At 72.0% G+C, this 13995-nt stretch carries 2 protein-coding genes; both read left to right on the top strand.

The features are described from left to right. Positions 1-18: 18 nt before the first annotated feature. Positions 19-12531, top strand: a complete 12513-nt coding sequence (locus ABZ801_RS41485) for an amino acid adenylation domain-containing protein (protein ID WP_360709442.1) — start codon at positions 19-21, stop codon at positions 12529-12531. Continuing rightward, positions 12528-13995, top strand: a 1468-nt coding sequence (locus tag ABZ801_RS41480) for a condensation domain-containing protein (protein ID WP_360709438.1), incomplete at its 3' end; no start/stop codon positions are given. The genes ABZ801_RS41485 and ABZ801_RS41480, both read left to right, overlap by 4 nt.

Below are 13995 nucleotides of genomic sequence, written 5' to 3'. Positions count from 1 at the left end.
GGGCGGTTGCCGGAGTACATGGTTCCGGCGGCGGTGCTGGAGCTGGAGTCGTTGCCGTTGACGGTGAACGGCAAGGTCGACCGCGCGGCGCTGCCCGCCCCGGACTTCGCGGGCCTCGCGGGCGGCAGAGCACCGGCCAACCAGACCGAGGCGGTTCTCTGTGGTCTGTTCGCCGAGGTGCTGGGGTTGGACACGGTCGGCGCGGACGACGGCTTCTTCGCGTTGGGCGGCGACTCGATCATGTCGATGCTGCTGGTGTCGCGGGCGCGCCGCGCGGGGCTGGTGTTCACCGCCCGGCAGGTGTTCGAGCATCGCTCGCCGGCCGGGATGGCGGCTGTGGCCGTTCCCGTCGAAGACGACATCGTTGCCGCCGATCAGGTCGAGGCGACCGGGCGGGTGCCGCTGCTGCCGGTGATGCGGGAGGCGGTCGAGCGATCGGGCGGTATGGCACTGGAGGGCGGATTCTTCCAGTCGATGCTGCTTTCCGTCCCGGCCGGGCTCGACTTCGAGCGTCTTGCCCGCGCGGTCGGGACCGTCCTGGACCGCCATGACATGCTGCGCGCCCGGCTCGACGGAACCGAGCTGGTCGTCCCCGAGCCGGGAACGATCTATCCCGCTGGGCTTGTCCGCTGGGTGCCCTGCGAGGGGACGCCGGACGACGAGGTGGTCGACGAGCACACCCGGTCGGCGGTGTCCCGGCTCGATCCGGCGGCCGGGGTGATGACCCAGCTCGTCTGGTTCGACGCGGGCCCTGATGCCGAAGGAACGCTTCTCTGGCTCGTCCATCACCTCGTGGTGGACGGCGTCTCGTGGCGGATTCTGCTGCCTGACCTCGCCGGCGCCTACGACGCGCCGGACGACGAGCTGGAACCGGTGCCGGTTCCGTTCAGGCGCTGGGCCCTGGATCTGGTCCAGCAGGCCGCCAAGGCGGAACGGGTCGCGGAGCTGCCGCTGTGGACCGCGATGCTGGACGGCGCCGAGCCGGTGCTCGGAGACCGGCCCCTGGACCCGGACCGCGACGTGGTCGGCACGATGAACACGCGCACGGTCACGCTTCCGCCCGAGGTGACCGCCGAACTGCTGACCCGCGTTCCCGCGGCCTTCCACGCGGGGGTGGACGATGTCCTGCTCGCCGGGCTGACGGCGGCCGTCGCCGACTGGCGGCGGCACAGCGGCGGCGTACTGATCGACGTCGAAGGCCACGGCCGCTCGTCGGAGACGCTCGACCTGTCGCGGACCGTCGGCTGGTTCACCGACGTCCATCCGGTCCGCCTCGACCCGGGAACGATCGATCTCGCCGACGTGCGGGCCGGCGGCGCCGACGCGGGCCGGCTGCTCAAGCGGATCAAGGAACAACTGCGCGCGATCCCGACCGACGGCCTCGGCTACGGACTGCTCCGACACCTCAACCCCGACACCGCCGCCGAACTGGCGGCCCTGCCCACACCGCAGATCGGCTTCAACTACCTCGGCCGCTTCAGCGGCCGCACCGCCGACGCCCCCGCCACATCGTGGCAGTCGGCGGGACGCGGTGGCCTGGTCGGCGGGGCGGACGCGCGGACGCCCGCAGCGCACGTCCTGGAAGCCTCCGGGCTCGTCCACGACCTCCCCGAAGGCCCGGAACTGACCCTGACCCTGGAATGGCCGTCGGAGCTGCTGACCGAAAGCGCGGTCGAGGAACTGGCCGAGGCATGGGCGGCCACGCTGACCGGCCTGGTCGCGCACACCGGCGGCGGGTTCACCCCCTCGGACTTCCCGCTGGTGTCGCTGGCCCAGGACCAGGTCGCAGAGCTGGAAGCCGCCGTTCCCGGGCTGATCGACGTGTGGCCGGTGGCGCCCCTCCAGGAGGGGTTGCTGTTCCACTCCGTCTACGACGAGCGGTCCGCCGACGTGTACGTGGGGCAGCGGGCCCTTGACCTCGAAGGTCCCCTGGACACCGCGCGGCTGCGCGGTGCGTGGCAGGCGCTGCTGGACCGGCACGCGAGCCTCCGCGCCGGAGTCCGCCTCCTCGCCGGGTCGCAGGAGATCGTCCAGGCCGTCGCCCGCGAGGTGACGCTTCCCTGGCGCGAGGCCGACCTCTCAGGACTGACCGGGGAAGCGGCGCTCGCGGAGGCCGAACGGCTGGCCGCCGAGGACCACCGGCGGCGGTTCGACCTCGCGACACCCCCGCTGATCCGGTTGCTGCTGGCGAAGCTGGGGCCGCGCCGGTTCCGGATGGTCATCACGATGCACCACATGGTCCTGGACGGCTGGTCGCTGCCGGTGCTCATGGAGGAGCTGTGGGCGCTGTACGAGGCCGGCGGCGAACCGGCGGCGCTGCCCGCCGTCACCTCCTACCGGGAGTACCTGGCGTGGCTGGCCCGGCAGGACCGGAACGCGGCGCGGGCCGCCTGGCAGCAGGCACTGTCCGGGCTCGACGAGCCGACCCTCGTGGCCCCCGCCGTCACGGGAGGCGAGCCGGTCGTGCCGCACCGGGTGGCGGTCCGGGCGGGCGAACCGCTGGCGGCGGCCCTGCGCGAGATGGCCAGGGCGCACGGCCTGACGTTGAACACGGTCGTGCAGGGCGCGTGGGCGGTGCTGGTGGGCAAGCTGACGGGCCGCCGCGACGTGGTGTTCGGCGCGACCGTCTCCGGCCGACCGGCCGAGATCGCGGGCGTCGAGCGCATGCTCGGACTGCTGATCAACACGGTTCCCGTCCGGGTACGGCTGGACCCCGCCGAGACGGTGACCGAACTGCTGGTGCGCGTGCAGGCCGAGCAGGCCGCGTTGCTGGCCCATCGGCATCTCGGACTCACCGACATCCAGCGCCAGGCCGAAGGCGGTGCCGTCTTCGACACGCTGCTGGTCTACGAGAACTACCCGGGAGATCCGTCCGGGCCCACGCGGATCGGCGAGCTGCGTCTTCTCGGCACTCACGTCCAGGACCCCGCGCACTACCCGCTCACGCTCGCGGTCCTGCCGGGCGAGGAACTCGAACTGTCGCTGGACTACCGGCCGGACGTCTTCACCGAGGCCACCGCGCAGGCGTTCTCCGGACACCTGCTGTCGATCCTTGAGCAGTTCGCCGCCTCTCCAGGCAACGGAGTGGGACGGCTCGACATCCTCGACCCGGACGAACGTGAACTCCTGCTCACCGGCTGGAACGCCACCGACGCATCCGTCCCCGACCTGCTGATCCCCGACCAGATCCGGGCGTGGGCGGACCGCACGCCGGACGCGGTGGCGTTGCGGTGCGGCGCTGCGGCCCTGACGTATGCCGAGCTGGAGGAGCGGTCGAACCGGCTGGCCCGGTATCTGCGGGATTCCGGGGTCGGTCGTGAGTCGGTCGTGGGTCTGTGCCTGCCGCGCGGGATCGACGCTGTGGTGGCAATGGTCGGGGTGTGGAAGGCGGGCGCGGCCTATGTGCCGCTGGACCCCGAATATCCGGCTGACCGGCTGGAGTTCATGCTCGCCGACAGCGGCGCCTCCCTGCGGATCGACTCCCTCGATGAACTGATGGCCAACCAGTCCGCCGAGCCCTTGGGTATTGAACTGGATCCGTCCAGCCTGGCGTACGTCATCTACACCTCCGGATCCACGGGCCGTCCCAAGGGTGTGATGGGCCACCACGGCGGCATGGTCAACCTGGTGGAGTCCTTGCGCCCGGTCCTGGGCGCGGCTCCGGGTAAGGCGATCCTGCAGTTCGCGTCGTTCAGCTTCGACGCCTCGGTACTCGATATCGCCGTGGCGTTGTCGTCAGGGGCCACCCTCGTCATCGCGACTACGCAGGAGCGTGCCGAGTCGGCGGCGCTGACGCGGATGCTCAACGAGCGGGGTGTGGATGCGGCGAGTATCGTGCCGTCGCTGTTGAGCGTGCTCGATCCGGCCCAGGTCGAAATCGTGGACCGGTGGGTGCTGGGTGCCGAGCGGTTGTCGGCGGACCTGGCGGCCCGGTGGGCAGGCGGGGATCGGCTGTGGAACACCTACGGCCCGACCGAGACGACCGTCATGGCGACGGTCGGCGTGGTGGACCGCCCTGGCGCTCCGCCTATTGGTCGTCCGATCGGTAACACGCAAGTGTTCGTGTTGGACGAGTTCCTGCGTCCGGTGCCGGTGGGCATGACCGGTGAGTTGTATGTGGCTGGCGCAGGCGTGACGCGCGGGTATGTCAACCGTCCGACGCTGACCGCCGAACGGTTCGTGGCCTCCCCGTTCGCCGCAGGGCGGATGTATCGCACCGGCGACCTGGCCCGCTGGACGCCGGATGGGGCGTTGGAGTTCGTCGGGCGTGCGGACGAGCAGGTGAAGATTCGCGGGTTCCGTGTGGAGCCGGGCGAGGTCGAAGCCGTGCTGACGAAGCACGAGAGCGTCGACCGCGCCGTGGTGGTGGTCCGCGATGAACGCCTGGTCTCCTACGTCGTCCCATCGAACGGCGCTGTCGACGCCGCCGTTCTCCGCGAGCACCTGTCGGCCACTGTGCCCGAGTACATGGTCCCGGCGGCGTTCGTTGAGCTGGAGGCGCTGCCGCTGACGGTCAACGGCAAGCTGGACCGGGCGGCCCTCCCCGCGCCCGACTTCGCGGGCCGGTCGGTCAGTCGGGGGCCTGCCACCCAGGCCGAGGGGATCCTCTGCGGCTTGTTCGCCGAGGTTCTCGGGCTGGAGCGGGTCGGAGCCGAAGACTCGTTCTTCGATCTGGGTGGGGACTCGCTGCTGGCCATGCGGTTGATCGCCCGGATACGGGCGGTCTTCGACACCGAGATCGGCATCCGAACCCTGTTCGCCGAACCCACGGTCGCCGGCGTCGCGAAGGCTGTCACGGCGGGCACGGACCAGGGCCGTCCACCGCTGACGGCCCGTCCCCGGCCGGACAGGCTGCCGCTGTCGTACGGGCAGCAGCGCATGTGGTTCCTCAACCGGCTCGAAGAGGCGGGCGCCTCGTACAACATGCCGTTCGGCCTGCGGCTGTCCGGTGCCCTCGACATCGCGGCGCTTGAGGCGGCACTGCGGGACGTGGCCGACCGGCACGAGACCCTACGCACCGTCTACCCGGAGGTCGACGGGACTCCCTACCAGCTTCCCTTGGCGGACGGCTATCCCGAACTCGTGATCAGCCAGGCGGCCGGTGAGGACGGGCTCAGAGCGCTCCTGGAGATCGAGGCGGGCCGGGGCTTCGACGTGGAGTCCGAACCGCCGTGGCGGGTCCGCCTGGTGGTGCTCGGTGAGAACGAGTACGTCCTGCTCATGGTGGCCCACCACATCGCGGCCGACGGCCTGTCGATGGGCGTCCTGGCCCGTGACCTGGGCGTGGCGTACGCGGCGCGCCGGGCGGGCCGTGCTCCGGACTGGCCGCCGCTGCCGGTTGGGTACGCCGACTACGCGATCTGGCAGCGTGAGGTGCTCGGCGACGGCGACGACCCCGGCAGCGTGATCAGCCGTCAGCTCCGCCACTGGCGGGAGGTGCTGCGAGACCTGCAGGAGGAACTCGCGCTGCCGACCGACCGGCCCCGGCCGTCGGTGGCCACGTTCGAGGGGGCGTCGGTGCCCCTGAACGTCGGCCCCGAGACCCATGCCGGTCTGCTGCGGGTGGCGCAGCGCGGCGGCGCGACGGTGTTCATGGTGGTGCAGGCGGCGCTGGCTGCGGTGCTGGCGCGGATGGGCGCGGGCACCGACGTTCCGATCGGCACGGTGGTGGCGGGCCGGGGTGACGCCGCGCTGGACGGGCTGACGGGGTTCTTCGTCAACACGCTCGTGCTGCGCACCGACGTCAGCGGCAACCCCTCGTTCACCGAGTTGCTGGCTCGCGTCCGTGAGACCGACCTCGCCGCCTACGCCCACCAGGATCTGCCGTTCGAACGGCTGGTGGAGGATCTCAACCCGGCGCGGTCGCTGGTGCGGCACCCGCTGTTCCAGGTCATGCTCGCCTATGGCAACGTCCCGCCGATCCGGTGGGAGCTGCCGGGGCTGAGCGTGAGGCCGATGCAGTCGGACTCCCTGCCGCCGACGGTGGTGGGTGCCCGCTTCGACCTGTCCATCATGCTGGCCGAGCACGCGTCCGGGCTCGAAGGCAGCATCCAGTACCCGACCGACCTGTTCGACGAGAGCACCGTCCGCGCGCTGGCCGACCGGCTGGTCCGGGTGCTGGAGCAGGTGGCGGCCGAGCCCGAAGCACCAATGGACCGGCTGGAAATCCTCGATCCCGCCGAGCGCGAACTGCTGATCGAAGGATGGAACGCCACCGCTCGGCCGGTGCCGGGGGTTTCGCTGGTGGATCGGTTCGCCGAGTGGGTGGCTCGTTCGCCCGAGGCGACGGCGGTGGTGGGTGCTGATCGCTCGTGGTCGTTCGCGGAGTTGGACGCGGCGAGCAGTCGGGTCGCGCATGAGCTGGTGGCGCGTGGTGTGCGGCGCGGTGATCTGGTGGGTGTGGTGGTGGAGCGGTCGGCCGAGCTGGTGGCGGTGCTGCTGGGGGTGTTGAAGGCCGGTGCGGGTTACGTGCCGGTCGACCCCGGCTATCCGTCCACACGGATCGAGTTGATGCTCGCCGACGCGCGTCCGGCCCTCGTGGTCTGTGCGGAGCGGACTCGGCATGTCGTCCCGGACGGAACGCCGGTGTTCGTCCTGGGTGACCTGGACGGCCGGCCGGTCACGGCCCCGAACGTGGCGGTCTCGGCTGATGACGTGGCTTATGTGATCTTCACGTCGGGTTCGACGGGTGTGCCGAAGGGTGTGGCGGTCCCGCATGGTGGCGTGGTGAATCTGGTGGCCGCTCAGTCCGAGGGCTTCGGTGTGGAGGCCGGGGCGAGGGTGTTGCAGTTCGCGTCGTTGGGTTTTGATGCCGCGGTTTCTGAGGTGTTCGTGGCGTTGTTGTCGGGTGCGGCGGTGGTGATGGTGGACGTGCCCGGCGGTGACCTGGCCGGGGTGGTGGAGTCGCATGGGGTGACGCATGTGACGGTGCCGCCTTCGGTGCTGGGTGTGGTGGACGATCTGCCTGCCGGGGTGACGCTGGTGGTGGCTGGTGAGGCGTGTCCGCCGTGGCTGGCGCGGCGGTGGTCGGCCGGTCGCCGGTTCATCAACGCCTACGGTCCGACCGAGACGACGGTGTGCGCCACCATGACCGGCCCGCTGACCGGCGGAGACGTCGTCCCCATCGGCCGTCCCATCGACAACACCCAGGTGTTCGTGCTGGACGAGTTCATGCGTCCGGTGCCGGTGGGGGTGACCGGTGAGCTGTACGTGGCCGGCGCCGGGGTGGCTCACGGGTACGTCAACCGTCCAGGCCTGACCGCCGAGCGGTTCATGGCCTGCCCGTTCGGCACAGGCGGCCGGATGTACCGCACGGGTGACCTGGCGCGGTGGACGCGGGACGGTGAGTTGACGTTCGCCGGGCGAGCCGACGAGCAGGTGAAGATCCGTGGGTTCCGGATCGAGCTCGGTGAGGTCGAGACGGTGCTGGCGGCGCATGAGGACGTCGCTCAGGTCGCGGTCGTGGCCAGGGAGGACCGCCCGGGCGACAAACGCCTGGTCGCCTACACCGTCCCGGCCGCGAACCGTTCCGCGGGGTCGGCGGCGCTGCGCGAGTACGTCGCCGAGCGGTTACCCGACCACATGGTCCCCGCCGCCGTGGTGGAACTGGACGCGCTCCCCGTCACCGCCAACGGCAAACTCGACCGCACCGCCCTGCCCGCCCCCGACTACGGCGGACGCGCGGGCGGACGTGCCCCGCTGAACGCCACGGAAGAGGTCGTGTGCGGCCTGTTCGCCGAGGTCCTGGGCTTGGAGCGGGTCGGGGCGGAGGAATCGTTCTTCGAGCTGGGCGGTGACTCGCTGCTGGCGATGCGGCTGCTCGCCCGCGTGCGGGCGGTCTTCGACGCCGAAATCGGCATCCGGGCGTTGTTCGCCGCGCCTTCGGCGGCGGGCGTGGCGCGGGCCGTCTCGGCGAAGGACGGCGCGGGACGTGCCGCGCTCACCGCGCGTCCCCGTCCGGACCGGGTGCCGCTCTCCTTCGGCCAGCAGCGCATGTGGTTCCTGAACCGGCTGGAGAAGGAGGGGACGGGCGCGGGCTACAACCTTCCGCTGGCGCTGCGCCTGTCGGGCAGGCTGGACGTGACGGCGCTGGAGGCGGCGCTCGCGGACCTCGCCGACCGGCACGAGACCCTCCGCACGATCTTCCCCGACGACGGTGACACGCCCCACCAGCGGATCCTGGCGGGCACGGCCGGACATCCCCGCCTGGAGATCGGCCGGATCGCCGCGGAGGACCTCGGACCCGCTCTTGCCGCCGACGCCAACGTCCGCTTCGACCTCGGCCGCGAGCTGCCCTGGCGGGCCCGGCTGCTCGTGCTGGACGACGACGAGCACGTCCTGAGCGTCGTCGCCCACCACATCGCGGTGGACGGCTGGTCCATGAGCGTCCTGGCCCGTGACCTGGGCGTCGCGTACGCGGCGCGCCGGGAGGGCCGTGCCCCGGACTGGCCGCCGCTGCCGGTCGGGTACGCCGACTACGCGATCTGGCAGCGTGCGGTGCTCGGCGACCTGGACGATCCGAACAGCCTGATCAGCGGCCAGCTCGGTTACTGGCGCGACGCCCTGGCGGGTGCTCCGGAAGAACTCGTCCTGCCGACCGACCGGCCCCGCCCGGTCACGGCGTCGTTCCGGGCCGGGACGGTGCCGATGGACGTCGACCCCGAGACCCACGCCGGTCTGCTGCGGGTGGCGCAGCGCGGCGGCGCGACCGCGTTCATGGTGGTGCAGGCCGCGTTGGCGGCGCTGCTCGCACGGCTGGGCGCGGGTACCGACATCCCGATCGGGACGGCGGTGGCGGGCCGGGGTGACGCCGCGCTGGACGGGCTGACCGGCTTCTTCGTCAACACGCTCGTGCTGCGGACCGACGTCAGCGGCAATCCGTCCTTCCTCGATCTGCTGGCCCGGGTCCGCGAGACCGACCTCGCCGCCTACGCCCACCAGGACCTGCCGTTCGAACGGCTCGTCGACGACCTCAGCCCGACCCGCTCGCTGGTCCGGCACCCGCTGTTCCAGGTCATGCTCGCCTTCGGGAACATCCCCCCGGCCTCCTGGACGCTGCCGGGCCTCCAGGTCGAACCCCTGCCCCTGCAGGAAGGCACCGAGGCGGCCCGCGTCGACCTGTCGCTCTCGCTGGCCGAACACCGCGACGCCGACGGCGCGCCGGCCGGCCTGGAGGGCGGGCTCCACTACGCCGCCGACCTGTTCGACGAGTCCACCGTCCGCGCGCTGGCCGACCGGCTCACCCGCGTGCTCCGACAGGTCGTGGCCGCCCCCGACCTGCCCGTCGACCGGCTCGACATCCTGGACCCGGCCGAACGGCACACGGTCGTGGAGAGATGGAATGCCACCGCTCGGCCGGTGCCTGGGGGTTCGCTGGTGGATCGGTTCGCCGAGTGGGTGGGTCGTTCGCCTGAGGCGACGGCGGTGGTGGGTGCTGATGGCTCGTGGACGTTCGCGGAGTTGGACGTGGCGAGCGATCGGGTCGCGCATGAGCTGGTGGCGCGTGGTGTGCGGCGTGGTGATCTGGTGGGTGTGGTGGTGGAGCGGTCGGCCGAGCTGGTGGCGGTGCTGCTGGGTGTGTTGAAGGCCGGTGCGGGTTACGTGCCGGTCGACCCTGGCTATCCATCCGCGCGGATCGAGCTGATGCTCGCCGACGCCCGCCCGACGGTCGTCGTCTGCGGGCACGACACGCGGCACGTCGTCCCCGAGGGAACACCGGTGTTCGTCCTGGGTGATCTGGATGACCGACCGGCAACCGCCCCCGACGTACCCGTGTCACCCGACGACGTGGCCTACGTCATTTTCACGTCGGGTTCGACGGGTGTGCCGAAGGGTGTGGCGGTCCCGCACGGCGGCGTGGTGAATCTGGTGGCCGCTCAGTCCGAGGGCTTCGGGGTGGGCTGTGACGCGCGGGTGTTGCAGTTCGCGTCCTTGGGGTTTGATGCCGCGGTTTCTGAGGTGTTCGTGGCGTTGTTGTCGGGTGCGGCGGTGGTGATGGTGGACGTGCCCGGCGGTGACCTGGCCGGGGTGGTGGAGTCGCATGGGGTGACGCATGTGACGGTGCCGCCTTCGGTGCTGGGTGTGGTGGACGATCTGCCTGGCGGGGTGACCCTGGTGGTGGCCGGAGAGGCGTGTTCGCCGTGGCTGGCGCGGCGGTGGTCGGCGGGCCGTCGGTTCATCAACGCCTACGGTCCGACCGAGACGACGGTGTGCGCGACCATGACCGGCCCGCTGACCGGCGGAGACGTCGTCCCCATCGGCCGTCCCATCACCAACACCCAGGTGTTCGTGCTGGACGAATTCATGCGGCCCGTCCCGGCCGGCGTGACCGGCGAGATGTATGTCGCGGGCGTCCAGCTCGCCCACGGATACCTGCGTCGGGCCGGCCTGACCGCGGGGCGTTTCGTGGCCTGCCCGTTCGGCTCCGGTGAGCGGATGTACCGCACGGGCGACCTGGCGCGGTGGACGCCAGACGGCGAGCTGGTGTTCGCCGGGCGAGCCGACGAGCAGGTGAAGATCCGTGGGTTCCGGATCGAGCTGGGAGAGGTCGAGACGGTGCTGGCGGCGCATGAGGACGTCGCTCAGGTCGCGGTCGTGGCCAGGGAGGACCGTCCAGGCGACAAACGCCTGGTCGCCTACACCGTCCCGGCCGCGAACCGTTCCGCGGGGTCGGCGGCGCTGCGCGAGTACGTCGCCGAGCGGTTACCCGACCACATGGTCCCGGCCGCCGTGGTGGAACTGGACGCGCTCCCCGTCACCGCCAACGGCAAACTCGACCGCACCGCCCTGCCCGCCCCCGACTTCGCCGACCGCGCCGAGGGACGCGCCCCCGCCACACCCGCCGAAACCCTGTTGTGCGAGCTGTTCGCCGAGGTTCTCGGTGTGGAGCAGGCCGGTGCCGACGACTCCTTCTTCGAACTCGGCGGCGATTCCATCCTCGCGATCCTGCTGGTGTCCAAGGCCCGCCGCGCCGGGCTGCAGATCACCACCACGCAGCTGTTCCAGCTCCGCTCGCCCGCGGGGCTCGCCACCGTCGCCGAAGCCGTCACCGGGGCCCACGAGGAGCCCACGGCCGCGGCCGAAGCGGTCGGCCGGGCACCGCTGACCCCGGTGATGCGCGAGCTGGCCGAACGGTCGGGGCGCACGGCCCTGGAAGGCGGCTTCTTCCAGTCGATGCGGCTGGCCGTCCCCGCCGGGATCAGCCTCGATCGTCTCGTCGCCGCGCTGGGCGCGGTCACGGACCGCCATGACGTGCTGCGCGCCCGGCTGGACGAGCCGTGGGAACTGGTGATCCCCGAGCCGGGCACCGTGGACGTCGCCGCGCTGGTCCATCGCGTCACGGCCGAAGCCTCGGAGCAGGCCGTCGCGGAACAGCTTCGCCTGGCCGGCACCCGGCTCGACCCGGCGGCCGGGGTAATGACCCAGCTCGTCTGGTTCGACGCGGGCCCCGACACCGAGGGAACGCTGCTCTGGCTCGTCCACCATCTCGCCGTGGACGGCGTGTCCTGGCGGGTGCTGCTGCCCGACCTCGCCGACGCCTACGAGAAACCGGACGAGCCCCTGGATCCCGTGCCGGTGTCGTTCCGCAGCTGGGCCCTGGCACTGTCCGCCGAGGCGCGCGGCTCCGAGCGGACGGCCGAGCTGCCGCTGTGGAAGGCGATGCTCGACCACCCCGAACCACCGCTCGGCGGGCGGCCGCTGGACCCGGCTCGCGACCTGCTCACCCGGATGCGCCGGGTGACGGTGACCGTCCCGACCGAGACGACCGGCGCGCTGCTGACGCGCGTCCCCGCCGCCTTCCACGCGGGAATGGACGACGTGCTGCTCGCCGCGCTGGCCGCCGCGCTCACCGAGACCCGCGGCACCGCCGGCGTGCTGGTGGACGTCGAAGGCCACGGCCGGGTGGCCCTGTCCGACGGCATGGACCTGTCCCGGACCGTCGGCTGGTTCACCAGCGCCCATCCCGTCCGTCTCGACACCGGGCCGATCGACCCCGCCGGCGTGCGCGCCGGCGGCCCGGACGCCGGGGAGCTGATCAAGAGGGTGAAGGAGCAACTGCGCGCGGTCCCGTCCGACGGGCTCGGCTACGGCCTGCTCCGCCACCTCAACCCCGGCACCGCCGCCGAACTGGCGGGGCTGCCGGTGCCGCAGATCGGCTTCAACTACCTCGGCCGTTTCACCGGCGGCACCGCCGGCGGCGCCCGCGCCGCCTGGCGGCAGGTCGGCGAGGGCGGCGGCGCCGACCCCGCGATGGCGGCCCCGCACGCGCTGGAGCTCACCGGCCTGGTTCGCGAACGACCGCACGGGCCCGAGCTGGAACTCTCCCTCAGCTGGCCGGAGGACCTGCTGGACGAGGCGGAGGCCGGCGCCCTGGCCGCCGGGTGGACGGCGATGCTCACCGGCCTCGTCGCGCACACCGACGGCACCGGTTCCGGCGGCCACACGCCGTCGGACTTCCCGCTGGTCACGCTGGCCCAGGACATGATCGACGAGCTCGAAGCCGAGTACACGGACGAAAGGGGAACGCGGTGACGCAGAGGCGGGTCGAGGACGTCTGGCCCCTGTCGCCGTTACAGGAGGGGCTGCTGTTCCACGCCCTGTACGACGAGCGGACCCTCGACGTCTACACCGTCCAGCAGATCGTCGAGCTGGACGGCCCCCTCGACGCGGACCTGCTGCGCCGCTCCTGGGAGGCGCTCCTGGACCGGCACGCCAGCCTGCGCGCCGCCTTCCGCCAGCCCGCCGGATCGCAGCAGCTCGTCCAGGTGGTCATCCGCGGCGTGGAGCTTCCCTGGCGGGAGGTCGACCTGTCCGGCTGGGCCCCGGGCGCCGCGTCGGCGGAGGCCGCCCGGCTCGCCGACGACGAGCGGGGCCGCCGCTTCGACCTGGAGGTGCCGCCGCTGCTGCGGCTCCTGTTGGTCCGGCTCGGCGAGACCCGGCACCGGCTGGTCGTCACCGTCCACCACATCGTCATGGACGGCTGGTCCATGCCGATCCTGATGCGGGAACTCTGGGCGGTGTACGCGGCGGGGGGCGACACCTCCGGGCTGCCCTACGTGACCCCGTACCGCGAGTACCTGGCCTGGCTCGCCCGCCACGACAAGGACCGCGCACGTGCCGTGTGGCGTGAGACGCTCGCCGGTGTCGAGGAGCCGACCCTGCTCGTCCCGTCCGTCCGGGACGCGGCCCCGGTCATGCCGGAAGAGGTCATCGTCGACGTGGGCGACCGGCTCAGCGGCGAGCTGCGCGACCTGGCCCGTGGCGTCGGGGTCACGCTGAACACGGTCGTGCAGGCGGGGTGGGCGTTGCTCGTCGGCAAGCTGACGGGGCGTCGTGACGTGGTGTTCGGCGCGACCGTCGCGGGCCGTCCGGCCGACCTGCCGGGCGTGGAGCAGATGCTCGGCCTGTTCGTGAACACGGTGCCGGTGCGGGTGGCATTGCAGCCTGGTGAGACGGTGGCGGAGCTGCTGGGGCGCGTGCAGGCGGAGCAGTCGGTGTTGCTCGACCATCAGTACCTGGGCCTGGCGGAGATCCAGCGGCTCGCGGGCCCCGGCGCCACCTTCGACACCCTCCTCGCCTACGAGAGCTTCCCCGGCGACCCGGCGGGGCCGCCCGACCTCGGCGGGCTCCGCGTCGCCGGCACGGACGGCAGCGACGCCGCCCACTACCCGCTGACCCTGGCCGTCGCACCGCTCGACGTCCTCAAGCTGCGCCTCAGCTACCGGCCCGACGCGTTCGACGAACGGTCGGCGCGGGCGGTGGGCGAGCGGTTGGTGCGGTTGCTGGAGCAGATGGCGGCTGATCCCGGGCTGTTGGTGGGGCGTTTGGAGGCGTTGGGCGCTGACGAACGCGAGGTCGTGGTGACGGGTTGGAACGACACCGGGCGTGCGGTGGCGTCGGCGTCGTTGGTGGGTTTGTTCGCTGAGCAGGTGGGGCGGACGCCGGGTGCGTTGGCGGTGGCGGATGAGCGGGTGCGTTGGTCGTATGCCGAGTTGG

This window comes from Actinomadura sp. NPDC047616 (genome assembly GCF_040642915.1).
GTDB classification, from domain to species: Bacteria; Actinomycetota; Actinomycetes; order Streptosporangiales; family Streptosporangiaceae; genus Spirillospora; species Spirillospora miaoliensis.
Note: the sequence above shows the minus strand (reverse complement) of the source record. Positions and strands in the feature narration are given on the sequence as shown.